Source organism: Arthrobacter sp. SDR-2R, from assembly GCF_057747955.1.
In genome coordinates this window covers 4,295,901-4,318,985 of the sequence record NZ_CM173231.1, presented here as the reverse complement: position 1 = coordinate 4,318,985, position 23,085 = coordinate 4,295,901, and the positions used below count along the sequence as shown (strand labels likewise).

At 65.5% G+C, this 23,085-nt stretch carries 27 protein-coding genes and 1 riboswitch; of the genes, 20 read left to right on the top strand and 7 right to left on the bottom strand.

Annotated elements, in window-relative coordinates; translation table 11 throughout:
- Positions 1-38: 38 nt before the first annotated feature.
- On the top strand, positions 39-1,079 hold the full coding sequence (locus tag AC3ANU_RS19885; RefSeq protein ID WP_223993675.1) for a thioesterase domain-containing protein: 1,041 nt from the start codon (positions 39-41) through the stop codon (positions 1,077-1,079).
- Positions 1,080-1,081: 2 nt separating this feature from the next.
- On the opposite strand, the gene AC3ANU_RS19880 is transcribed toward AC3ANU_RS19885, so the two are convergent.
- Positions 1,082-1,924, bottom strand: a complete 843-nt coding sequence (locus tag AC3ANU_RS19880; protein WP_018772231.1) for an HAD-IIA family hydrolase — start codon at positions 1,922-1,924, stop codon at positions 1,082-1,084.
- Positions 1,925-1,964: 40 nt separating this feature from the next.
- On the opposite strand from AC3ANU_RS19880, the gene AC3ANU_RS19875 reads away from it, so the two are divergent.
- From AC3ANU_RS19875 to AC3ANU_RS19860, 4 genes are all read left to right on the top strand, one after another.
- Positions 1,965-2,639, top strand: coding sequence for a TrmH family RNA methyltransferase (locus AC3ANU_RS19875; protein WP_018772230.1), 675 nt, complete (start codon positions 1,965-1,967; stop codon positions 2,637-2,639).
- Positions 2,640-2,761: 122 nt separating this feature from the next.
- Positions 2,762-3,781 carry a class II fructose-bisphosphate aldolase gene (fbaA, locus tag AC3ANU_RS19870; RefSeq protein WP_018772229.1) on the top strand — a complete coding sequence of 340 codons (1,020 nt, stop codon included), beginning with the start codon at positions 2,762-2,764 and terminating at the stop codon, positions 3,779-3,781.
- Positions 3,782-4,204, top strand: coding sequence for a DUF3151 domain-containing protein (locus tag AC3ANU_RS19865; RefSeq protein ID WP_018772228.1), 423 nt, complete (start codon positions 3,782-3,784; stop codon positions 4,202-4,204). It begins immediately after the preceding gene.
- A gap of 195 nt (positions 4,205-4,399) precedes the next feature.
- Positions 4,400-4,540 (top strand): hypothetical protein, encoded by a 141-nt coding sequence (locus tag AC3ANU_RS19860; protein WP_018771833.1) that lies wholly within the window; start codon positions 4,400-4,402, stop codon positions 4,538-4,540.
- Between the two features lie 12 nt (positions 4,541-4,552).
- On the opposite strand, the gene AC3ANU_RS19855 is transcribed toward AC3ANU_RS19860, so the two are convergent.
- Both AC3ANU_RS19855 and AC3ANU_RS19850 read right to left on the bottom strand, forming a co-directional pair.
- Entirely contained in the window at positions 4,553-5,182 is a 630-nt protein-coding gene (locus tag AC3ANU_RS19855) for a uracil-DNA glycosylase family protein (RefSeq protein WP_142069093.1), read from the bottom strand.
- 201 nt (positions 5,183-5,383) lie between these two features.
- A complete protein-coding gene (locus tag AC3ANU_RS19850; protein ID WP_223993677.1) occupies positions 5,384-6,592 on the bottom strand; it encodes a cobalamin-independent methionine synthase II family protein in 1,209 nt (402 codons plus the stop codon).
- Between the two features lie 13 nt (positions 6,593-6,605).
- Positions 6,606-6,709, bottom strand: a riboswitch (SAM riboswitch).
- A 256-nt stretch (positions 6,710-6,965) separates the two neighbouring features.
- Between AC3ANU_RS19850 and AC3ANU_RS19845 the strand changes: the two genes are divergently transcribed.
- From AC3ANU_RS19845 to AC3ANU_RS19800, 10 genes are all read left to right on the top strand, one after another.
- Positions 6,966-7,661: a SipW-dependent-type signal peptide-containing protein gene (locus tag AC3ANU_RS19845; RefSeq protein ID WP_134165179.1), complete on the top strand. Its 696-nt coding sequence runs from the start codon at positions 6,966-6,968 to the stop codon at positions 7,659-7,661.
- Between the two features lie 18 nt (positions 7,662-7,679).
- Positions 7,680-8,294, top strand: a complete 615-nt coding sequence (locus AC3ANU_RS19840) for a S24/S26 family peptidase (RefSeq protein WP_488315133.1) — start codon at positions 7,680-7,682, stop codon at positions 8,292-8,294.
- 232 nt (positions 8,295-8,526) lie between these two features.
- On the top strand, positions 8,527-9,024 hold the full coding sequence (locus tag AC3ANU_RS19835) for a hypothetical protein (protein WP_223993681.1): 498 nt from the start codon (positions 8,527-8,529) through the stop codon (positions 9,022-9,024).
- Positions 9,021-10,748, top strand: coding sequence for a choice-of-anchor G family protein (locus AC3ANU_RS19830; protein WP_134165177.1), 1,728 nt, complete (start codon positions 9,021-9,023; stop codon positions 10,746-10,748). The genes AC3ANU_RS19835 and AC3ANU_RS19830 overlap by 4 nt, the downstream gene beginning before the upstream one ends.
- Before the next feature lie 167 nt (positions 10,749-10,915).
- Entirely contained in the window at positions 10,916-12,007 is a 1,092-nt protein-coding gene (locus AC3ANU_RS19825) for a M14 family zinc carboxypeptidase (protein ID WP_488315132.1), read from the top strand.
- A 238-nt stretch (positions 12,008-12,245) separates the two neighbouring features.
- Positions 12,246-13,535, top strand: a complete 1,290-nt coding sequence (locus AC3ANU_RS19820; protein ID WP_026266160.1) for an adenylosuccinate synthase — start codon at positions 12,246-12,248, stop codon at positions 13,533-13,535.
- Positions 13,536-13,723: 188 nt separating this feature from the next.
- Positions 13,724-14,095 (top strand): YegP family protein, encoded by a 372-nt coding sequence (locus AC3ANU_RS19815; RefSeq protein ID WP_018771838.1) that lies wholly within the window; start codon positions 13,724-13,726, stop codon positions 14,093-14,095.
- 294 nt (positions 14,096-14,389) lie between these two features.
- A complete protein-coding gene (locus AC3ANU_RS19810; RefSeq protein WP_056392220.1) occupies positions 14,390-14,941 on the top strand; it encodes an RNA polymerase sigma factor in 552 nt (183 codons plus the stop codon).
- Entirely contained in the window at positions 14,938-15,909 is a 972-nt protein-coding gene (locus tag AC3ANU_RS19805) for a hypothetical protein (RefSeq protein WP_488315131.1), read from the top strand. Before AC3ANU_RS19810 ends, AC3ANU_RS19805 begins: the two co-directional genes overlap by 4 nt.
- Before the next feature lie 37 nt (positions 15,910-15,946).
- Positions 15,947-16,372: a CoA-binding protein gene (locus AC3ANU_RS19800; protein ID WP_488315130.1), complete on the top strand. Its 426-nt coding sequence runs from the start codon at positions 15,947-15,949 to the stop codon at positions 16,370-16,372.
- Here the strand turns inward: AC3ANU_RS19800 and AC3ANU_RS19795 are convergent.
- Positions 16,369-17,397, bottom strand: coding sequence for an isopenicillin N synthase family dioxygenase (locus AC3ANU_RS19795; RefSeq protein ID WP_018771842.1), 1,029 nt, complete (start codon positions 17,395-17,397; stop codon positions 16,369-16,371). The genes AC3ANU_RS19800 and AC3ANU_RS19795 overlap by 4 nt on opposite strands.
- A gap of 45 nt (positions 17,398-17,442) precedes the next feature.
- Between AC3ANU_RS19795 and AC3ANU_RS19790 the strand changes: the two genes are divergently transcribed.
- The 4 genes from AC3ANU_RS19790 to AC3ANU_RS19775 are packed head-to-tail and all read left to right on the top strand — an operon-like array spanning position 17,443 to position 19,016.
- Positions 17,443-17,856 carry an MmcQ/YjbR family DNA-binding protein gene (locus AC3ANU_RS19790; RefSeq protein ID WP_142069078.1) on the top strand — a complete coding sequence of 138 codons (414 nt, stop codon included), beginning with the start codon at positions 17,443-17,445 and terminating at the stop codon, positions 17,854-17,856.
- Positions 17,849-18,391: a DUF1990 domain-containing protein gene (locus tag AC3ANU_RS19785; protein ID WP_224084262.1), complete on the top strand. Its 543-nt coding sequence runs from the start codon at positions 17,849-17,851 to the stop codon at positions 18,389-18,391. Before AC3ANU_RS19790 ends, AC3ANU_RS19785 begins: the two co-directional genes overlap by 8 nt.
- A complete protein-coding gene (locus AC3ANU_RS19780; protein ID WP_488315129.1) occupies positions 18,388-18,708 on the top strand; it encodes a putative quinol monooxygenase in 321 nt (106 codons plus the stop codon). The genes AC3ANU_RS19785 and AC3ANU_RS19780 overlap by 4 nt, the downstream gene beginning before the upstream one ends.
- Positions 18,709-18,722: 14 nt before the next feature.
- Positions 18,723-19,016, top strand: a complete 294-nt coding sequence (locus AC3ANU_RS19775; RefSeq protein ID WP_488315128.1) for a DUF503 domain-containing protein — start codon at positions 18,723-18,725, stop codon at positions 19,014-19,016.
- 74 nt (positions 19,017-19,090) lie between these two features.
- On the opposite strand, the gene purL is transcribed toward AC3ANU_RS19775, so the two are convergent.
- Genes purL through purS form a run of 3 tightly spaced genes read right to left on the bottom strand, consistent with a single transcriptional unit; the run spans position 19,091 to position 22,423 of the window.
- Positions 19,091-21,400: a phosphoribosylformylglycinamidine synthase subunit PurL gene (purL, locus tag AC3ANU_RS19770; protein WP_488315127.1), complete on the bottom strand. Its 2,310-nt coding sequence runs from the start codon at positions 21,398-21,400 to the stop codon at positions 19,091-19,093.
- Entirely contained in the window at positions 21,397-22,170 is a 774-nt protein-coding gene (gene purQ / locus AC3ANU_RS19765) for a phosphoribosylformylglycinamidine synthase subunit PurQ (protein ID WP_018771848.1), read from the bottom strand. The genes purL and purQ overlap by 4 nt, the downstream gene beginning before the upstream one ends.
- Before the next feature lies 1 nt (position 22,171).
- Positions 22,172-22,423: a phosphoribosylformylglycinamidine synthase subunit PurS gene (gene purS, locus AC3ANU_RS19760; RefSeq protein WP_015935902.1), complete on the bottom strand. Its 252-nt coding sequence runs from the start codon at positions 22,421-22,423 to the stop codon at positions 22,172-22,174.
- Positions 22,424-22,692: 269 nt separating this feature from the next.
- Between purS and AC3ANU_RS19755 the strand changes: the two genes are divergently transcribed.
- Positions 22,693-22,878: a hypothetical protein gene (locus AC3ANU_RS19755; protein WP_018771849.1), complete on the top strand. Its 186-nt coding sequence runs from the start codon at positions 22,693-22,695 to the stop codon at positions 22,876-22,878.
- The last annotated feature ends 207 nt before the right edge of the window (positions 22,879-23,085 follow it).

The following is a 23,085-nucleotide window of genomic DNA, read 5'->3' as shown; positions in this document are numbered from 1 at the left end:
GTTGCGGCGGTACGTTTGGGTGGGTTTACGGTAGGAGTGTGCCGTATGAGGGGGAGGTAAGTCCGCAGGGCGGGCGCGGGGTTTCCCACGCCCGGCTGCTGGCGGAGGCGGCTGCGCTGAAACGCTTTTCGCGGCGCACGTTCCTGGCGGGTGCAGGGGCGTCCGGGCTGCTGGCTGCCGACATGCTGGTGACCCGCGAGGTCCAGTCGCAGCGCCGGACCACCAGGATCCTCAGCGTTGCGGACGACTTCGCGGACGCCTATTACCCGGATGCCAGCTGGTTCCTGTTCCCGGGGTACAAGACCAGCTGGGAAGAGGCACAGTGGATCCTCAACACCCTGCGCGGGGCGCTGAACAAGCGCGCCCGGCTCGCCGCCGTCGGATATTCCAACCTGGGGCTGAACATCACGGAGGTGGTCAACGCGATCACCGACTACATTGCCGAAGAGAAGATCACCAAGCTCTTCTTCTACGGGCACAGCTTCGGCGGGATGCTGGCCACCCAGGTGGCTGCCCGACTCCTTGCCCTGCAGGGAGTCCAGGTGCAGTTCATCCTCCTGGACTCCAGTCCCTACAGTGCGCACGACGTGCTGGACCAAAGCTGGTTCGACGGCGTGGTGTTCCTTTACGAGCGCGGCGTCAGGTTCCCGTCCACGCTGCGCGGTGGGTATGAGCTGGGTGAACGGATCATCCACAAGGACGAACGGAGCTGGCGGCAGGTCCTGGACCAGACCCTGGAGCAGCTGTCCCCGATCGCACCGTCCAGCGTCCTGATCCAGACCGAGTCCGCGTATATCTACCACTTCGAGGGAAGCCAGTTCGCCGGAAGGCTGGGCACGGCCAAGATGGCCTATATCGGGAACCCCAAGGACAGGACGGTCGACTACGAAACCGCGGCGGAAACCTGGGCCGTGGTCTTCAAGGACAACATGGTCTCAAGCAACCTGCAGACCACCGGCGCGGCACCCGCCCACGCCAGCCCCGGCTGGAATCCGCAGGTCTACCGGCCCCTGGTGACGGAACTGCTGGACGGGTTCTTCCCGCTGCCCCGGGGCGGCTCCCGGGTGAGCATCTTCTAGTCCTAGATCTGGTTCTTCAGGTCCGCCACGGAGTTCAGCACCTGGTTGGGGCGGAACGGATACGCGGCAATGTCATCCTTGTGCGTGATGCCGCTGAGGACCAGGACGGTGTGCAGGCCCGCTTCCATGCCGGCGATGATGTCCGTATCCATCCGGTCACCGATCATGGCGGTGGTCTCGGAGTGTGCATCGATCTGGTTCATCGCGGAGCGGAACATCATGGGATTCGGCTTGCCCACAATGTACGGCTCGCGGCCGGTGGCCTTGGTGATCAGGGCCGCGATGGCACCGGTGGCGGGCATGGGGCCGTCCTTGGAGGGGCCGGTGGCATCCGGGTTGGTGGCGATGAACCGGGCACCTGCAAGGATCAGCCGGATGGCCATGGTGATGGCTTCGAAAGAGTACGTGCGCGTCTCGCCAAGCACCACAAAGTCCGGGTTCTGGTCGGTGAGGATGAAGCCGGCCTCATGCAGCGCCGTCGTGAGCCCCGCCTCACCGATCGTGTAGGCGCGGTTGCCGGACTCTGAGCCCCGCACCTGGTCCTTGAGGAACTGCGCCGTGGCCAGCGCCGAAGTCCAGATGTTTTCCTCCGGAATTTCCAGGCCGGAGGAACGCAGGCGGGCGGCAAGGTCGCGCGGGGTGAAGATGGAGTTGTTGGTCAGCACCAGGAAGCGCTTGGACGTATCCACCCACCGCTGGATCAGTTCCGCGGCGCCGGGGATCGGCTGGTTCTCGTGGACCAGGACGCCGTCCATGTCCGTCAGCCAGCACTCGATCTCCTGGCCGCTGCGGTAAACCGCGGGGTTTGCTGCTACCTGGTCTTCTTCTGCCACGTTTACCTCCACCGGTGATGAATGCTCCAGTGCTCCAGTCTAGTGTTGAGGGGTGAACCAAACGCCCGGCCTGCCAGACGAACCCCGCCACGAGCCCGGGGAGGCCGAGCCCGCAAAGGCGGAGGTCGGCGTCGGGCCCTGGGAAGGCGAACTGCCCGAAGGCGACCACTGGGACCCTGACCTCCTTGCCGACGGGGACCGCCGCAACGTCCTGGACAAGTACCGCTACTGGAAGCACGAAGCGATCGTGGCGGAGCTCGATTCCCGGCGGCACAACTTCCACGTGGCCATCGAGAACTGGCAGCACGACCTGAACATCGGCACGGTGGTGCGCACCGCCAACGCCTTCCTCGCCAAAGAGGTGCACATCATCGGCCGGCGGCGATGGAACCGCCGCGGCGCCATGGTCACCGACCGCTACCAGCACGTCCGCCACCACCCCACGGTCGAGGACTTCGTCCAGTGGGCGCAGGGGGAGGGGCTGGCGATCATCGGCATCGATATCTTCCCGGACTCGGTTCCCCTGGAGACTTACGAGCTGCCGCGCGACTGCGTGCTGGTCTTCGGACAGGAGGGCCCGGGCCTGACCCCCGAAGTCCACCAGGCCGCCGCCGCCACCCTGTCCATCGAGCAGTTCGGCTCCACCCGGTCCATCAACGCCGCCTCGGCAGCCGCCATCGCCATGCACGCCTGGATCCGGCGGCACGTGTTCAACCAGCACGTCTGAGTGTTACTGAGCGGTGACCCGAAACACCCTCGTGGTCCGGGAATGGCTAGGATGGTGCCTAGCCGTAAGCGGTCTACTTGAGGGTCTTCCACCCACAGACGAAACTCAGCAGAGGAGCCAGCATGCCCATTGCAACCCCAGAGATCTACTCCGAAATGATCGACCGCGCGAAGGCGGGCGGCTTCGCATACCCGGCCGTGAACGTCACGTCCTCGCAGACGCTCAACGCAGCGCTCCGCGGCTTCGCCGAGGCGGAGTCCGACGGCATCGTCCAGGTTTCCACCGGCGGTGCGGCCTACTGGTCCGGCGCATCCACCAAGGACATGGTTGCCGGTTCCCTGGGCTTCGCAGCCTTCGCCCGCGAAGTAGCCAAGAACTACGGCGTCAACGTCGCCCTGCACACGGACCACTGCCCCAAGGACAAGCTGGACGGTTTCGTCCTGCCCCTGCTGGCTGCTTCCGAGGCTGAGGTCAAGGCCGGCCGGAACCCGCTGTTCAACTCCCACATGTGGGACGGCTCCGCCGAGACCCTCCAGGAAAACCTGCGCATCGCCCGCGAACTGCTCGGCCGCACTGCTGCCGCCAAGATGATCCTCGAAGTGGAGATCGGCACCGTTGGCGGCGAGGAGGACGGCGTGGAAAACGCCATCAACGACAAGCTGTACACCACCGTTGAGGACGCCCTGGCCACCATCGATGCCCTGGGCTCCGGTGAAAACGGCCGCTACATCACGGCCCTGACCTTCGGCAACGTCCACGGCGTCTACAAGCCCGGCGGCGTCAAGCTCCGCCCGGAGATCCTCAAGGACATCCAGGCCCAGGTGGGCGCGAAGATCGGCAAGGACAACCCGTTCGACCTCGTGTTCCACGGCGGCTCCGGCTCCTCCGACCAGGAAATCGCCGACGCCGTCTCCTACGGCGTGATCAAGATGAACATCGACACCGACACCCAGTACGCCTACACGCGTCCGGTTGCTGACCACATGTTCAAGAACTACGACGGCGTCCTGAAGGTGGACGGCGAAGTGGGCAACAAGAAGACCTACGACCCCCGCGTCTGGGGCGCCTCCGCCGAAGCCGGCCTGGCGGCCCGCGTGGTGGAAGCCACCAAGCAGCTCGGTTCGGCCGGAAAGACCTTCTAGATGTCGGACGAGTTCCGCCGGAACCTGATGGGGCCGGAGCCCACTCTCCTGCCTGCCGAAACCGAGGTGAACGCGCAGCTTGAGGCCGGCCAGGAGGCCCTGGACCTGGTGGCGAAGCACCCAACGTCCTCGCTCCTGTGGGCCGTCCTGGCTGAGGAGGCGTGGACGGAAGGCCGCACCATCGACTCCTACGCCTATGCCCGGGTGGGTTACCACCGCGGACTGGATGCGCTGCGCCGCAACGGCTGGCGCGGCGTGGGGCCCATCCCCTGGGAGCATGAGCCAAACCGCGGGTTCCTGCGGGCCCTCTACTCCCTGGGCCGGGCCTCGTCGGCCATCGGCGAGGCTGAAGAGCCGGAGCGGATCGAGAAGTTCCTGAACGATTCCGACCCCACGGCAAAGGCAGCCATCGAGGGCGAATAACTCCCTGGGCCCACGCCCGCACTGTTTCCTGGTGCAGATTGCCAGGGAGGGGTTCGGGCTGGGAACGACGGCGGGCGGTCACCTTTCAATGAGAAGGTGACCGCCCGCCGTCGTATCCGGCCTGGAATGCGCCGTCCCTCATTTCGGTTAAAAGAATCGAAGGGCCAGGGGAGGAAAGGAGGAGCTGCGCGAAGCGTGGGAAAGCAGGAGAAATCGCGTCTCAGGTTCTGTGACTACTACTCGTGGATGTCGTACGCCGACTTCACCACCTGGGTTGAAGCCGAAGACGAATCGGCACCGGGAATTTCGTTTACCGAGTCCGATGCCACAGGCTGAGCGGCGCAGGTCTTAAGGTTTGGCAATACCCGTGCGGGCCATGGCGTCTGCATAGGCAGTGCGCATGTCCTCCAGGTACTCCTCCTGGCGGGCCGGGGAACCGGCGAAGGCGCGGCCGCTCAGCGAGCGGACCTTGTAGGTCTTCAGGCCGCGGCGCCAGAGGAGGGGCACCTCGGTCTTCAACAGCAGGTTGGCCAGGCGGTTGGCTTCGGTGCCATGCGCCACGATCACCGAGGCGCGGGGGACCAGGGCCAGGAACTTCAGCAGGGGCTTCAGGCCTGACTGGATCTGGTCCGGAGTGAACTTGCCGTTGGCTTCGCCCGGGACGTGCCAAGGGTGGACGTTCCACGGCATGACGAACTCCGGGCGCAGGCCAAGCTTCCACTGGATCCCCAGCATGCGGGTAACAGCGTCCTGGTCGCCGGGGGTGATGAACCCGGACGGATCCACCTCGCCGATGTTGGAGAACAGGCTGATGATGCGGCATTCCTCCACGTCGTGCATGGGGTCCACGTAGGGCACCACGGTTCCGGGCTTGGCCTCTTGCAGGGAATCACACAGTTCGTTGACGGCGGCAACGCTGGGTTCGTAGCGGCGGCTCATGAGCTGTTCGTGGAATGTTTCGGGTGCCAGGGCTGTCATGAAGTGCTGGATCTCCTGCGGGGATTGGCGTTGCTGCCGCCACGGACATGGGCGCACGGCGGCACGGCACATCAGTGGCGGTTGATTGGGGTGGACCAACTCCTGGTCGGCCTACTCCAGTTTAGCAAGCCCAGGCAAGCGAAACGCCGGCCGCCCCTTCCGGTGATGGAAGGCACAGCCGGCGCGTCGGTGCGGGAGCGGCTAGAAGAGGCGCTTCGAGGCGCGGCGGGCACCCTCACCCAGTGCCTCCAGCTTGGCGAAGGCGATCTGCGGGTGCACCCTGCCGCCCAGGCCACAGTCGGTGGAGGCAATGACGTTCCCGCGGCCCACGAGGTCCGCAAAGCGGACGATCCGGTCCGCCACCAGGTCCGGGTGCTCCACCACATTGGTGGCATGCGAAACAACGCCCGGGATGATCACCTTGCCCTCGGGGAGCTTTGTGTCCTCCCACACCCGCCATTCGTGTTCGTGGCGGACGTTTGCCGCTTCAAAGGAATAGGCGCCGGCGTTGACCTGAAGCACAGAGCCGATGATGTCGGCGAACGGGATGTCCGTGGTGTGTGGGCCGTGCCAGGATCCCCAGCACACGTGCAGCCGGATCTGTTCCTGCGGCAGGCCGCGCAGCGCCCAGTTGGTCGCTTCGACGCGCAGCTGGATGAACTTCAGGTAATCGTCCAGGGACGGCTCGGGATTGATCTGGTCCCAGCTTTCGGCCAGGGACGGATCATCGAGCTGCACCGTAAGGCCGGCCTCGATGATGGCCTTGTATTCCTCCCGCATGGCATCAGCGCAGGCGTAGACGAGTTCCTCGTCGCTCTTGTAGTACTCGTTGGCTACCCGCGCGCATGAGCCAGGGGAGAGGGAGGCCACGAAGCCATCCGTGAGGCCTGCGGCGGCGAGCCCGGTCCTCAAGTTCCGGATGTCCGAGGCCACCAGGTCCTGGCCCGTGTACGTCAGCGGTCCGGCGATCTTGGGCTGGGCAACGCTCCTGCGGTGGGTGAGGATGCCGGATGCGGGATCGCTGTAGGCCTCGTTGAAGGCCTGCCGGTCGCGCCGGTCCGGGAACGAGGTCAGGACAACGTTGCCGGGGGACGAGCGGCGGACGCCGGACTCGGCCCAGCGGTCCACGGTGGTTGGCTCAAGGCCCCCGAGCCGGGCGAAGGAGTAATTCCACCACGCCCCGTAATCCACCGAGCTGGACATGGTGTGCCCGTACTCGCCGTCGTTGGGGATGTCGATGCCAAGGTCCTTCTGGCGCTGCACCACGTCCACTACGGAGGCTTCGAGGAGTTCCAGGAATTCCGGCGTGATGCCGTCGGCTTCCTTGGCGGCGTTGGCCGCAATGAGTTCAGGGGTGCGGGGCAATGAACCGGCGTGGGTCACGCGGATATGGTCGGTGTTCTGGGACATGCTGGAATCTTCCTTTCCATCGGTCCTGGCAGTAGCACCTTCGGCCGGCAGGAGTCTGCCGGGACGTGGTTGCTGCGGCGTCATTGAGCCAGGTCTCTCGGCCGCTCCGGATGGTTCACTCCCACCTAAAGCGACAGCGTGGCGGCGGGGCAACTCGGTTTCATAATGTGGCGCGGCAGCGTCCGTCGGAGCGCGTCCGCACGATTCCGCCGGAGAAAGCGACAGTTGATAACATTTAATACACCGACTTGACTTTAATTAGTAAGTAATGATGATGTAGAAACATCGGTCTTTTGGGGGAAATGCCGATAATCCCCCATACCAGTGTCCCGGTTCCTACCGTTCGGGGTTTAATTCTAATTTGGGGGAAATCATGGTTGAATCAACCAGCGCTAAGCCGCGCTCGCAAAAGGCTAATAAAGTCCGCGCTATTCTTGCCGGCGGCCTTGTCTTGGGGATCGGCGCAGCCTTCACTCTCGCTGCGTGGACGGACAACGAGTGGGTCTTCGGCCAGAGCGGGAACGGCGGCGGCCCGGGTACCAAGGTCTACCACATGCAGCAGAACACGTGGTCCGGTACTTCAAGCGAGGCGGTTTGGGCTGACGAGCCGACTGCTCCCGGTGGAGCCCTGACATTCAGCGTCAATGCTGACGATCTCGTGCCGGGGTCGACGGTCTACGCCCCGATGCAGTTGCGGGCTTCCGACAAGTCCCAATCATTGGTGGCCACGCTGACGGGGGCTGCCCGGCTCGACGGAACTGATTCAGCCACCAACTCTGCAGCGCTGTACGGTGCTCTTCGGTACCAGCTGAAAAAGGAGGTGGACAAGGACCTTTGCAACGCCACCAACTTCTCCTCCAATGGAACTGATCTTGTTCCTGTTGGCTCGACCCTGAACACCCGTTCGGACACTCCGATCAACCTTCCGGCCGGAGCTACGGACGCAGCTGCGGGCACACCTGTGAGTCTTTGCTTCGCAATGACGCTCCCTTCGAATGCAAGCGTTGATCTTCAGGGATTGCGGACCACCCCCTTGTGGACCTTCAGCAGCACCGTAGGCCAGTCGTAGCCGCCACCCGTGCTTCGGATGTCCGCCAGGCGTGAGTCCGGGTTCCGGGCGGCGGCCGTGCCGTCCGGAACCCGGCTCCCGCCGGGGGTGGGAAGCGTGGCCCGGGGGTTCAGGGAGGTATTGCTTTCCGTCGTTGCCCTGCTGGGACTGGCATGCATCCTCTCCCTGGTCCTCGGCCTTTTCTTCAAAGCGTCCTTCGTCGTTTTCCGTACGGGATCGATGGAGCCGCTCTATCCAGTCGGTGCGCTGTCCCTGACCGTGCAGGTCACCGCCAAGGATCTCGTCCCGGGCGACGTCGTGTCGGTCCGCCGGGATGCGGCGACCGCCCTGGTGACCCACCGCGTGGTGGCAGTTGACCCGCCCAGTGTGGAGGGGGCCACAGCGTCGCTAAGGCTTCGCGGCGACGCTAACACTTCGGATGACCCGTTGCCCTACGAGGTGGCCACGGCGCAGAAGGTGCTGATCACCGTTCCCGGCTTAGGAGCTTGGGTCATGGCTTCACGGGGGCCGGAGTTCCTGGGTGCAGCAACGCTCGCTGTGACCGTGCTGGTGACATGGGCCTACTGGCCGAGACACGGTGCAACTGGCCAGGCGGAGGTCGACGACGAACCCCCGGCGAAACCACAACAGTAAGGTCGTAAATGACATGGCGGGAGCCAGCTTCAGGCGCGTCGCAAGAGCCGCGGGGGTTATCGCAGTTTTGCTGGCCACCGCTGCGCCCGGCGCAGCGGTGGCTGACGAACCATTGGTTCCGGTTCCGGAGACAGGAGCGGCAGGCTTCCTGTCCCTTTCTTCGTCGATGTATCCATTGGCCCTTCCTGCGCTTCAAGCAGGGGAGTCCTTCAGTTGGCAGATTGGCATTTCGGTGGACCAACCCAGCGGTGAGTCGACGCTGCAGGTGACTGCGGACGGTGGGCTTGCCGGCACAGGGACCTACCTGGTTTCCGTGGACGAATGCGACGTCGCCTGGCAGGGAAGCAGCGGCCTGGGCGGGGATTTGCGCTGTCCCATCGGTTCCACGCCGCGCATAGCGCCGGTGACGCTGGCCGAACACCGTCAGGACGTGCTGGTTCCCTTGCGGGATCTGCGCGGCGGCCCCTCACCTTACCTCCGCTTCATCCTTTACCGGCCCGCGGGTTCGCAGGATCCACCGGACACGTCGCTGACCTTGGGCATTGGGGTCACCGCTGCAGGCATTGACGACGCCGTGACCCCGCCGGGGCAGCGGCCGCCAGCACCGCTGGCGAACACAGGGACGGCGGTGCTCCAGGGACTGCTCGCGGGCTGCGGCCTCCTGCTGCTGGGCGCGGCGGCCGTAGCTGCCGGCCGCCGAACCAGGGCCCGGACCGGGAGAACATCATGACATCTCCGCGCAGGAACCTCCTCCACCGCGCGGCCAGGAACCCGCGCACCTCCCTGGCGATAGCAGCGGCGGCTGCGGTATGCCTGGCGGCAACCACTACGGTCACCACGGCGGCGTGGGTGGACAACGAATGGGCCGCCGGCAGCGTAGGCGTCGGCTCTCCGGGGGACTGCGCCACCAACACGCTCTTCAGCGGCGAGGCATCGGCCACCCAGCTCACGGGGAGCGTGCTGGGCACAGACCTGAATTCCGTAGCCGGAGTTGAGGGTCTCACAGTCACCAACGTCGACGGTGCGGTGTCACCGCTGCCTCTCACGGCTACTCCGGTGACAGGCGTTCCGGACGCCTTCATCAGCAAGCTGCCTGTCACGGCCCTTGGCGCTAATCCGGTGACGGCGGGCCTGGGGCTGGGGCTCCCGGTTGGTGGCCTGGGCACCTATACGCAGTGGGCGCAGGCGCAGGACAGCGGACAAACCCGCGCTGCCGCCGGGCTCGTCACTGACCAGTCCGGGGCTGTGGACGTGGGCGGGACGGCCACCGGAGCCAACACTGCGCCGCAGGCTGCCACGATCTCGCTGGGCAACGTCGTGCCCGGGTCGCTTGCCGGCGTCACCCTCGACGTCGGGGCCGTGGCGTCCTCCGCATCGGTCCAAGCGTGCGACCTGATCAACGGCTGGCCTACGCTGGCTGCAACTCCCGCCGTTGCGCGGGAGTACGGTATCGCCAGCCTCAACCTAAGGACCAGCGTCCCTGCGATTGGGGCTCTCAGCAGGAGCGGAGAATCCCAGCTCGACGATGTGCCGAACCAGTTGACGGCTTTGGTTGCCCCCGGTGCCTTGACCACCGCAATCTCCAGCGGCCTGAACTCCTTGCTTGATCCTGTTCTGGGACTGCTGGACAGTTCGGCCTCCACAACGGCCACTTTGTCAGCTCCCAGCCTTGGCGCAGTGCGCGCCCTCATGGAAGAGACGCTGGTCGACAATGAGAATACGGTCGCTGTCGACCTCGCGGCCGGTACCGTCCGGATAGACATTGCAGCGCTCACCGATGGGACGCTGGGACTTAACCGTCAAGTGGCAAACCACACGGTCCTGGACAGCACCGTGACGGGGAAGGCCACTGCCAAAGTCACCCAGCTCCTGAACCAGTGGGAGATTCGAGTTGCGGATGCCTTGACTGCGGCCATACGTGAGGCCACAATCGAGTCCCGCTCTGTTGTGACTGTGGTGGGCACCCTGGGCGTGCCGGTGGCCGAGATTGTCGTTGCTACCGGCCCGTTGAAGCTGAATGACTTCCTGGCCGGTACGGCCCCTCCACCCCTCGTCACCTCCAAGCTGCTGGGGCTCGGAATCGGCGGAACCCTTCTGAACATCATCCTCAGCACTCTGACCAACGGTGCCAATGGCGTGATTCAGGACGCCCTTCGAGCGACGATCTTCACAGCAGGCCTGGTGCCGCAGGTGGGGGCGGGCATCGATGCGCTGGTCGTTGATGCGGGAACAGCCGTCGGCAACCTGCTGTCGTCGATCAGCTCCCTCGTCTCCGTCCACGTAAACGTCCAACCTGACAAACCCTGGGCCGGGGTAAAACCCGCTGACGTATCAGCCAAAGCAGGGGAATACAAAGTGTCGGCTGTAAGGATTGGCGTGATTAATGATCCGGAACCACTGAGTCTTTCGCTTGGCACTTCTTCCGCTGGGCCGGTAAATTACCGGCCTTCGTGATTTTGCTGTCCGCGCGGGAACTTTTTCGGCATATCAATCGTTACTGGCATTGTTTTGAAGTGCTTCCGATATTAAATACGACTGTCAAATTAATTGACAGAATTTCGCATTATTGCTTGGATTTTGTCACAGTCCGCGATGGGGGACATGGCGGCTGGACCCACTCAATGCACTCGAAAGAGGTACCGCACGTGAAAATATCCCTGTCTTCTTTCAAGGCCCTCGCCGCCGCAGGCGCCCTGTCGCTCGCTGTCGTCGCAGCAGGTCCGGCGCCCCTGGCCGGCGCCGTAGGCGAAGGGCCTTCCTACGACGGCAACGGCCAGATCACCACGTCGAAGCTGGCCACCTACGACCAGATGGTCTCGTTCCTGAAGGACCAGGATGCGCGCCAGCCCGCCATGGAGCTGGAGGTCATCGGCCAGACCGTCAAAGGCCGCGACATCCACCTGGTCAAGTACATATCGGACCCGGCCAAGCCCACCATCCTGTATTTGACCCAGCAGCACGGCAATGAACAGCTCACCACCGAGGGTGCCCTCGAGTTCGTCAAGCACCTGGGCACGGGCAAGTCGGCAGGCATCCTGGACGGCGTGAACATCCTCATCGTGCCCATGCTCAACGCGGACGGTGCCATGGGGGATGTCAACTTCTCCCTGGACGACTACCTTGCCAAAGGGGACCGCCACCTCACCCGCTACAACGCGGAGGGCGTGGACCTGAACCGGGACCATGTGGCCAAGGTCCAGCCGGAGACCCAGGCGCTGCACAACAACGTGATGCGCAAGTACCGCATTGACTACATGATCGACCTGCACCACCAGGGCACCCGCGCCGAGCGCGACGGCAAGCTGGTTTCCGGCTCCATCCTGTACCCCACCACCCCGAACGCCGACCCCTCCGTCGTCGAGAAATCAAAGCGGCTCGGCGCCGTTGTCTTCAACAACGTTGACTCCACCGGCTGGGGCCACCTGGGCAGGTACCAGGGCGGCAGCGCCGAGACCATCAGCCGCAACGGCATCTCCGTGGAATACGGCATTGCCACCCTGCTTTTCGAGATGCGCGGCATGTCCGACCACTACCTGGATGGTTACGCGCTGGGGCAGCGGAGCAATGGCTACCTGATCAAGCAGACGGTCACCACGCTGGCGTCCACCGCCGCGGCCATCGCGGATGGATCCATTGCCGACGCCGACACCTCCTTCTGGGACACGCTCGCCGAGCAGACGTCCCGGCCCGCGGGGGAGGCCGAGGACGAGTAGGAGGCCCGGCGCCCGCCGCGGCCCATATTTGCGAAAGGGCCGCGGCGGGCCACAACAGTGGACAAAGTGCCCCATCGGCTAAACTTGGGTGGTAAGAGCCCCGGAACTCTTGCTTCGCCGTGCCGTGCTGCGGCTGTGCGAAGGCCGGTATGTTCGGGGCATTCTCATGAACGGCGCTGCATGGGCCCGCCACCAGGTGGCTGGACCCGGGCAGCCCGAACGAATGGGGGAGGATCCCATGCCAGCAATTGTGATCGTAGGAGCCCAGTGGGGCGACGAAGGAAAAGGCAAGGCCACCGACCTTTTGGGCGGCCGTGTTGACTACGTCGTCAAGCCCAATGGCGGCAACAATGCCGGGCACACCGTCGTCGTAGGCGGTGAAAAGTACGAACTCAAGCTGCTGCCGGCAGGCATTCTCAGCCCCAACGCTGTTCCCATCATCGGCAACGGCTGCGTGGTGAACCTCGAAGCCCTCTTCCAGGAAATCGATGGGCTCCAGGCCCGCGGTGCGGACACCTCGAAGCTGCGGGTTTCCGCCAACGCCCACCTGGTGGCCCCGTACCACCAGGTCCTGGACAAAGTGACCGAACGCTTCCTGGGCAGCCGCGCCATCGGCACCACCGGCCGCGGCATCGGCCCCGCCTACATGGACAAGGTGGCCCGGCTGGGCATCCGCGTCCAGGACGTCTTTGACGAATCCATCCTCCGCCAGAAGGTGGAAGGCTCGCTGCGCCAGAAGAACGAACTCCTGGTCAAGGTCTACAACCGCCGCAGCGTTGTCGTGGACGAGATCGTGGACTACTTCCTGTCCTTCGCCGAGCGGCTCCGTCCGCTGGTCATCGACAGCACCCTGGTCCTGAACACCGCGCTGGACGAGGGCAAGGTGGTCCTGATGGAAGGCGGCCAGGCTACGTTCCTGGACGTGGACCACGGCACCTACCCGTTCGTGACCTCCTCCAACCCCACCGCCGGCGGCGCGTCGGTTGGCTCCGGCATCGGGCCCACCCGCATCTCGCGCTCCATCGGCATCATCAAGGCCTACACCACCCGCGTTGGCGCCGGCCCGTTCCCCACGGAACTCTTCGACGAGATGGGCATGTACCTGCAGAAGACCGGCGGCGAATTCGGCGTCAACACCGGACGCCCGCGCCGCTGCGGCTGGTACGACGCCGTCCTGGCCCGGCATGCCTCCCGCGTCAACGGCTTCACGGACTACTTCGTCACCAAGCTGGACGTGCTCACCGGCATCGAACAGATTCCCGTGTGCGTGGCCTACGACGTGGACGGCGTCCGGCACGATGAAATGCCCATGACGCAGACCGAGTTCCACCACGCCAAGCCCATCTTCGAGTACTTCGACGGCTGGACCGAGGACATCACCGGGGCACGCACCCTGGCGGACCTGCCGGAGAACGCCCGGAATTACGTGCTGGCCCTTGAGAAGCTCTCCGGAACCCGGTTCTCCGCCATCGGCGTGGGCCCGGACCGGGACCAGACCATCGTGGTGAACGACCTCATCAACGACTGACACTCCCCAGGGCAGCATGACGACGGCGGCAGGCCACCTTTGCGGGTGGCCTGCCGCTTGTGCGTCCCGGGACGTTCGGCCCCGGGTGGAAAAGCAATTTACACAGGCTTAACGCGCACGGTCTTGTGAGGCTGCACGCGTACCGGCAAGACTCGGTAGTACCCCCTGGTGCCCAAGGAAGGATCGTCATGGCCGGAAAATTTGAAGCATTCATTGACGCTGATTCGTTGTTCCGGTTCCGGCTCCTGGCCCCGGATGGCGCAGTGGTGGCTGTCTCCGGGCCGTACCAGGACAAGCAGGCCCTGGCGGCAGGGATCGCTGCCGTGCGTGAGTGCGCCGGCACCGGCCTGGTCACCGACCTCTGTCCCGCCGGGGCCGTATCCCGTCCCGCAACCGTGCCCGTAGCGGCAGCCGCCGCCGTTCCCGCGGAGCTGCCCTCCGCCGTCGTACCTGTCTGTAGCGACGAGCGCCTGCCCGCCAGGCTGCACTTTTTCGCGCTGGCCAAGGCATCGCGCAGGCAGGCGACGCCGCCCCGGTGGACCAGGGCAGCTGCCCGCTGACAGCCGCGGAACGGCTGCCAAAAAAGTTTTTGAAATCGCGTAACCCTTTGGGGGTGCGTAGCGATTACCCCTATGAAGTGCCGGTCTGGAACCTGTCCCCCATCACGTTCCAGACCGGCTCTTTTGTTTTCCGCCCAGCCGGCTTCAGGTGCCGGGAGCCCGCCACGGCCCGCTTACCCGGCGCCGTGGCGCTTCCGGCAGCGGTTGTTACTGAAGGGTAAAGTAGGGGCAGCGTTCCGGATGTACTGAGCGTTCACCTTGCCAACTCCCTCTTTGACGGAAAGCACTACGTCAGTGACCGATGCACAGACAGACGAGGCTCCGGACCAGCCAACTCCCGGGACCGCTGCCTTCAGCCTCGTCTACAAGACGTACGCGTCGCAGGTGCTGGGCTATCTCACCGCCCGGGGAGTCGAGGATCCGGAGGCCGCCATGCAGGAAGTGTTTCTTTCCGTCCTGCCCAGGCTCGACAGTGTCCGCGGAGGGGATGCGGGGCTGCGTACCTTCATTTTCTCCGTTGCCCATGCGCGGATGGTGGACGACCACCGCCGCCAAAGCCGAAGCCCGCTCAAACTGCCGTTCGAGCCAGAGCTTGACCAGCGCCAGGACAGCTCAGCGGAAAAGCTGGCGCTGGAGCGCATCTCACCCCGGGAAGTCCTCGGGCTGCTGGACGGGCTGCCGCAGGACCAGCGGGACGTGCTGTCGCTTCGCCTGGTGGGTGGCCTGACAGTGGAACAGACCGCGGAAACCATCGATAAGAGCGCCGGTGCCGTGAAACAGCTCCAGCGGCGCGCGCTGCTGAAACTTCGGGAACTTGCGGCAGTGAAGGAGTATTTCACGCCATGACGTCCGCTTCGGATTATCTCATCGCCCTCGTCGACGACATGCTCCAGGACGCCGGTGCAGCCCAGGATGCGGAACTCCGTGACACCCTGGTCGCACTGGGCGCCCTGGCCTCACTGCCCGTACCCGCGCCCACCGGCGAGCTTGCCGCGATGCTGGCAGCGGGAGGTCCGGCAGAAGACGCCACTTCCGGGAAACTCGAGGGTGAGCAGCGGGTTGAGCAGCCGGATGGTGAGCAATGGGTTGACGACCCGCCGGGCGATGAACTGGCGCGCCGCCGCCGTCGGCACCGCCCCACCGCGCTGGGCCTGGTCCTCGCGGCGGGAATGGGGCTGGGCGTTGGCGGAGTAGCCGCCAGCTCCACCGCTCCCGGAGGCAGCCCCATTGAGCACGTGCTGACGGAATGGATGCCGTGGAACCATACGACCGACGCCGCGTCGGCTGCCTCCTCCACCGACGGCGGGCCAGACGTGGGCGCGGAAGGGGAAGTCACCCAGTCCGGCGCAACTGCCGCACCGGCTGGGGCTGCGGACGCGTCACACCGTGCGTCCCGTTTCCTGCGCGATCCTGCCGGCCTGTTCGGCGGCACCCGCACGCCGGCGTGTGCCGGCCCCGTCAAGCACGACGCCGGCACAGGTCCAGGGAACTGCGCGGCCGAACCCGGGGCTGCTGCAGTGGGTGGAGCCGTCGGCGGCATGGATGGCAGCGGACGGGCTGTGCCGGCGGGAACCCCGGCGGATCCGGCTGCGGCCGGACCGGGCAAGGCCGGGGCGCCGGCACCGGCTACTGTGGCAGGCGGCGTGGACCCGGCCGGGACGGCGCAGAAGGCGGCCGGTTCCGCTGCCACCACCGGCCGGGTGCCGGGCCAAGGCCAGCCACAAAACCCAGGGACGCAGGAACCAGGGACACAGGGCGCAGAGGGTTCAGAGTCGCAGGGCACAGGCCCCAAGGCCGCCACCCCGCTGAAGTAGCTGAAGCATGACAGGACGGGCAGCGTAGGCTGATCCCATGGGCCACACGAACGATCCCGCAGTCATCGAACGCCTTCTGCGAACCAAGGGCCGGTGGGCCATCGTCGGACTCACCACCAATGAGTGGCGCTCCGCCTACGACGTCTCGCTGATGATCCGCGACCGGCTCGGCATGGAGATCATCCCCGTCAACCTGAACGGCGAAACTGTCCACGGCGAACCCGGCTATCGCACCCTCGGCGACATCCCGGCGGATAAGCAGCCCATCGACGTCGTGGACTGCTTTGTGAACTCGCAGAAGGTGGGCAGCGTGGTGGACCAGGCCATTGCCGCCGGGGCGAAAGCCGTGTGGCTGCAGCTCGGGGTCATCGACGAGGCAGCGGCGGAACGTGCCAAGGCGGCGGGGCTGGACGTGGTGATGAATCTGTGTCCGGCGCAGCTTGCCTGGAAGTACAACCTTTAGCGCTTCATCAACTCCGGATAGTGCCGTTCGGTCACGTCCGGGTGTGCCCGCATCCGGCCCTTGAGCATGTTGAGGCCGAACGATGCCAGGAGCGGGTTGTCCGGATCGTCCGTGATACCCCGGGCAGCCGCCTTTAGCTCGGGTGCCAGGGGGACGGGCTCGATGACCGCGTCGAGCCGCGGCGACCAGAAGAACGGCACCGAGTACCGGTCGACGCCCGGTGGCGGTGCCTGGACGCGGTGGATGGTCGCCGCCAGGTATCCCGCCGTGGCTACTTCGAGCATCTCGCCAAGGTTCACCACCAGTGCCCCCGGCAGGGGCTCCACAGGCAGCCACTGGGTGGTTCCGGGCGGCAGCACTTCCAGGCCGCCCACGTTGTCCTGCAGCAGGAGGGTTACGAAGCCGTAGTCCGCGTGCGAGCCAACGCCCTGGTCCCCGGCCGCTTCCACCACGCCGCCCACGTAGTGGACCAGCTTGCCCATCCATGCCGGTGAATCCCGGAAGGGCCCGTCGAAGTAGTCCTCCGGCAGCTGGAGCGAAACGGCGATTGCCCTCAACAGTTCCATGCCCACGCCGGACATCAGCTCCGCCCACTCCATGGCAGCAGGCTTCAGCTCGGGGAATGTTTCATCGGGCCAGAGATTGGGACCCTGCAGCAGCCAGTAAGGCTGGCTGTCCGGGTAGTCCCGCACCGGCTCGCGCTCCGGTGAATAGTCGATCTGCTCCCGAGCGTCGGCCCGGCCCTGGGTCACCTCGGTGCCCATGCGCGTGTAGCCACGGAAGTGGGGGGAGAGGCGGTTGTCCAGCTTCATCCGCTCCTCAAGGGGCAGGTCGAAGAAGCGCTGAATAGTGTCCAGGAGCTCTTCGGCCTGTCCCGGGCGGCCACCATAACCGGTGACCTGGAAGAACCCGATGTCGTGGGTGGCGTGCCGCAGCTGGTCGATGAACTCCGGGCTGAATGTGCCGTCGGCCCGCCGGGCGGCACGCAGGTCCAGAACAGGTATGGCTCCCTGGTCGCGTGACATGTTCGCAGACTAGCACCGCGCAGGTCTGCTTTATAGGCTTCCGTTATGGACCCAAGTGCGCTGCGGAAGATCTGCCTTTCGTTTCCCGGAGCCTATGAGGATTTTCCGTTCGGACCGGAGACTTCGGTCTTCAAGGTCCGTGCCGGGACTGCCGGGGGAGCGCGGCACGAGGCTAAACTGTTTGCCCTGTCGTCCATGGACGAACGCGATTTCTACGTGAACTTGAAGTGCGAGCCGGCCCTGGCCGTGCAGCTGCGCGCGGTACACCCGGCAATCACCGGGGCGTGGCACATGAACAAGACCCACTGGAATGGTGTGCGCATCGACGGGTCGCTGCCGGACGGGATGATCCGGGACATGGTGGAGGACTCCTACGACCTTGTGGTGTCAGGCTTGAGCCGGAAGCAGCAGGAGCAACTGGGGTGGGCACGCCTCGAAAGGGCAGGCGGCGATGATTGACGCGGGAAGACTCGGCTATCCGGGAATTGGCGGCACGGAGCACGGCGTCGCGCCAGTGGGGTACGACCGCGTCCTTGAGGAAGCCCGCCTGGGTACCGGCCTTGGCGTCTACCGGCGCGTGGCGGACGGCATCCTGGGCTGGGAACTGCAGCGGAGGGCTGGCCTCACGGTGCGGGCAGACGCGCCAAGGGCTGTGCCCGGGGCACACGTGGTGAGCGGTTTCGGCGTCGGGCCCTTCCGCCTGCCCGCGCCCTGCCAGGTGGTGTGGGCGCGGGAGCCGGCACCGGACGGTGTTCCCCAATCCGCCGGGTTTGGTTACGGGACGCTGCCCGGCCACCCCGCCCGTGGCGAGGAATCCTTCGAGGTGGAGATCAACAGCCACGGAGAGGTGTGGCTGCGGATCCGTGCTTTCAGCAGGCCTGCCAACTGGTTCTACGCCGCCGGTGGCCTGGTCACCCGCGCGGCACAGCGCTACGTTACTTCCCGGTACATTGAAGGGGCACGCACCCTCGCCGCGGAAGGAACATCCCAGTGATCTTTATCGTCGTCAAGTTCAAGGTCAAGCCCGATTGGTCCGGGCGCTGGCTCGATCTGGTGGCAGACTTCACCCGGGCTACCCGGGAGGAGCCGGGCAACCTGTGGTTCGACTGGTCCCGAAGTGTGGACGATCCCAACGAGTTCGTCCTGGTGGAAGCGTTCAAGGACGACGCCGCGGAAGACCATGTCAACAGCGGGCACTTCAAGAAGGCCATGGCCGACATGCCCCAGGCACTCGCCGAAACACCCAGGATCATCAGCCGCCAGCTGGACGGCGAAGGCTGGGACCTGATGGGTGAGCTCACCATCGAGTAAAGACAGGGGCGGCCATGTGGATCGGCTGGATCGAGTTCGACATCCTCCTTGGGGACGTGCAGAGCCTGAAGGAAAAGCGCTCCGTCGTCAGGCCGCTCCTTGCCGAGCTCAAACGCCGCTTCGAACTGTCAGTCGCCGAAGTCGGGGACCATGCCCAGTACCGGCGCTCGCAGGTCGGCGTTGGCCTGGTGGCAGCTGACCGGGCCCATCTCGTGGAGGTGCTGGCCGCCGTCGAACGTTTTGTGGCAGCCCGGCCGGAGTTCGAGCTGCTCAGTGCACGGCAGCGGGAGCTGCACAGCGAGGACTGAACCGGTCCTTAAATGCGGACGGACACCCAAAGCCCTCTCTATGGGCTTGAGTGTCCGTCCGCGTTCTGTGGGGCCTAGCCGAAGTACTTCGGCAGGGTCCCTTCGTGGGCTTCGCGGAGCGCGTCCAGGGACAGGCCCTCCACGCCGTTGATCTCCAGCTTGCCGCTGGCCGCGTCCACCACGCCGATGCGGGTGTGGGTGAAGCCGCGGGCGGTGCACATGTCCGTGAAGCGGACTTCCTCGGAGCGGGGGACGCCCACAACGGCACGGCCCTGGGACTCGGAGAACAGGGCCGTGAACAGGTCCACGCCGTCCCGGTCCATGACGTCCTGCAGCGCGATCCGGGCACCCACGCCGTAGCGCAGCGAGGACTCCACCAGGGCAGCCGCGAGGCCGCCTTCGGAGAGGTCGTGGGCGGAGTCGATCATGCCGTCGCGGGACGCGTTGATCAGGATCTCGCCCAGCGCGCGCTCGGCCTCGAGGTCCACCTTCGGCGGCTGTCCGCCCAGGTGCCCGCGCATGTTGGCCCATTCGGAACCGTCCAGCTCGGCGCCCGTGGTGCCCAGCAGGTAGATCGCCTGGCCATCCTCACGCCAGCCCGACGGCGTGCGGCGCGCAACGTCGTCGAGCTTGCCCAGGACTGCCACCACCGGGGAGGGGTGGATGGGCGTGGTGCCGGTCTGGTTGTAGAGCGAGACGTTGCCGCCGGTGACAGGGATGCCCAGCACCATGCAGGCGTCGGACAGGCCGCGGATGGCCTCGGCAAGCTGCCACATCACATCCGGGTCCTCGGGGGAGCCGAAGTTCAGGCAGTCGCTGACGGCCATGGGGACGGCGCCTGCGGTGGCTACGTTGCGGTAGGCCTCGGCCAGTGCCAGCTGCGCGCCGTGGTACGGGTCCAGGTAGGTGTAGCGGCCGTTGGCGTCGGTGGCCAGGGCAACGCCCAGGCCGGTTTCCTCGTCCACGCGCACCACGCCGGCGTCGTCGGGGAACGCCATGGAGGTGTTGCCGCCCACGTAGCGGTCGTACTGGTTGGTGATCCAGGACTTGGAGCACATGTTCGGCGACGCCACCAGTTCGGTGACGGCCTTGGCCAGCTCAGCGGGGGCGGCCGGGCGGCCGGCGTCCTGCACGGAACCGGTGAAGGTGTCCGCCTGCACGGCATCCTGCCACTCGGGGCGGGCGAACGGGCGGTCGTAGACCGGGCCGTCGTGCGCCACGGTGCGGGGATCGACGTCGACAATCACCTCGCCTTCCCAGGTGATGATCAGGCGGCCGGTATCGGTCACCTCGCCCAGCCAGGAGTACTCCACGGCCCATTTGTCCATCACGGCCTCGAACGCTTCCACGTTCTCCGGGGTGACAACGGCCATCATGCGTTCCTGGGACTCGGACATCAGGATCTCGCCCGGGGTCAGCGTGGGGTCGCGCAGCAGGACGGAAGTCAGCTCAACCTGCATGCCGCCGTCGCCGTTGGAAGCAAGTTCCGACGTGGCGCAGGAGATGCCGGCGGCGCCAAGGTCCTGGATGCCTTCCACCAGGGAGCCCTTGAAGAGCTCCAGGCAGCACTCGATGAGGACCTTCTCGGCGAAGGGGTCGCCCACCTGGACGGCGGGGCGCTTGGAGGGCTTGGTGTCGTCGAACGACTCGGAGGCCAGCACGGAGGCGCCGCCGATGCCGTCGCCGCCGGTGCGCGCACCGAACAGGACCACCTTGTTGCCCTTGCCGGAGGCGTTGGCCAGGCGGATGTCCTCGTGCCGCATGACGCCCACTGCCAGGGCGTTGACCAGCGGGTTGCCCTGGTACACGGAGTCGAACACCATCTCGCCGCCGATGTTCGGCAGGCCCAGGGAGTTGCCGTAACCGCCGATGCCCGCAACGGCACCGTGCATGACGCGGGCGGTGTCCGGGTGGTCGATGGCGCCGAAACGCAGCGGGTCCATGACGGCAACCGGGCGGGCGCCCATGGAGATGATGTCGCGGACAATGCCGCCGATGCCGGTCGCGGCACCCTGGTAGGGCTCAACAAACGACGGCGAGTTGTGCGATTCAATCTTGAAGGTCACGGCCCAGCCGTCCCCCAGGTTGGTCACGCCGGCGTTTTCGCCGATGCCCACCAGCATGTCCTTCTTCATTTCCTCGGTGACCTTCTGGCCGAACTGGCGCAGGTGGTTCTTGGAGGACTTGTAGGAGCAGTGCTCGCTCCACATGACGGAGTACATGGCCAGTTCCGCGCCGGTGGGGCGGCGGCCCAGGACCTTGACGATCTCGTCGAACTCGTTCTGCTTAAGGCCGAGTTCGGCCCAGGGCAGTTCCGTGTCCGGAGTCTTCGCGGCGTGCTCGACGGTGTCGATGTTGAACTTCTTGGTGGTTTCCGTGGTCACTTGTCGCCTCCCACAATCTTGTTCAGGACGGAGGTGAAGAAGCCCAGGCCGTCGGTGTCGGAACCGCCGATGCCGTCCAGCGATTCGGGCCCGAAGCCCGGCTCCACGGCGTGTTCGGGGTGCGGCATGAGGCCCACCACGTTGCCGGCGGCATTGGAGATGCCGGCGATGTCGCGGCGGGAGCCGTTCGGGTTGAAGCCCACATAGCGGAAGACAACGCGGCCCTCAGCCTCAAGGGCGTCCAGGGTCTTCTCGTCCGCGATGTACTGGCCATCCTGGTTCTTCAGCGGGATGGTGATCTCCTGGCCCGCCTGGTAGTCCAGGGTCCACGCAGTGTTGCTGTTCTCGACACGCAGCACCTGGTCGCGGCAGAGGAACTTCAGGTGGTCGTTCTTGATCATCGATCCGGGCAGCAGGTGCGACTCGGTGAGGATCTGGAAGCCGTTGCAGATGCCGAGGACCGGCAGCTTGGCATCGGAGTTGGCGGCGTCGATGATCTTGGACATCAACGGCGCAAAGCGGGCAATGGCGCCGGCACGCAGGTAGTCGCCGTAAGAGAAGCCGCCGGGGATGACCACGGCATCCACATCGCCGAGCTGGCTGTCGCCATGCCAAAGTTCGACGGCGGTGCCGCCCGCAAGGCGCACGGCGCGGGCGGCGTCGCGGTCATCAAGGGTGCCGGGGAAGGTAACGACGCCGATGCGGGCGCCGGCGAGGCGCGGCTCCGCCGCGACTGCGACGGCTTCGCCGATCAGGGGGAGTTCAGTCATGTCAGGCCTCGACGACCTCGACGTTGACGACATCTTCGATCACGGGGTTGGACAGGAGGGTCTCGGCGGCGTCGCGGGCCTGGGCCAGGATTTCCTCGGTCACCTCGCCGTCGACCGTCAGTTCGAAACGCTTGCCCTGGCGGACAGAGCTGAAGCTGGTGAAGCCCAGCCGGGGGAGAGCGCCGACGATCGCCTTCCCCTGCGGGTCCAGAATCTCGGGCTTGGGCATGACGTCAACAACGATCCGGGGCATCCGGCAACTCCTGTGCGTGAGCTTGGGTAAGGGCGCAGCGGAGTGGTGCCGTCTCACGCCGTACCGGGGTTGGGGGGACTGTTGGTCACCTGCGTTGGTTCACCATGAGGTCGGGCGCTCCGCGAGCTTGCCTTACCATTCTACCGGGCCGGGCGCACCCCTTTGCATCCGGCCTCCTGGGCAGCCGGGCGGCGGGGAATGAACCATGGACGGGGGCGCCCCTGGGCGGGGTTATGGAGTTGCCGGAGGGCGTTCACTAGAGTTGCTGAATGGGAGAAAATTCGAAGTCCGTGCTGTTGCCGATGGTCGCCGCGGCCGTGTTCGCCGGCCTGGGCAGGATGGTGTTTCAAAAAGTGAAGGCGGACCGCCTGGCCCGGGAGACGCGGGTAGCCGGTCCTGTGGATGAAAAAACCAGGCAATGGATCAGTGACGTGGTGCGCACTCCCCGCCAGTAGTTTCGCCTGCGGTCTCTCGTTTGCCAGGGCGTCCTTCGGGGCGCCCTTTTCCATGCCTGTTTCCGGGTCCTGCGGGCCAACGCCCCACCCCGTATGACAAGCGGAAAATTCTCGAATGTGCCCTATGTCATATCGTGCTCTCAGTCTGTAATCTGTGAACAGTCTGGTCTCAGCAAATTACAAAACCTGTAATTCCCTCTGCAGTTC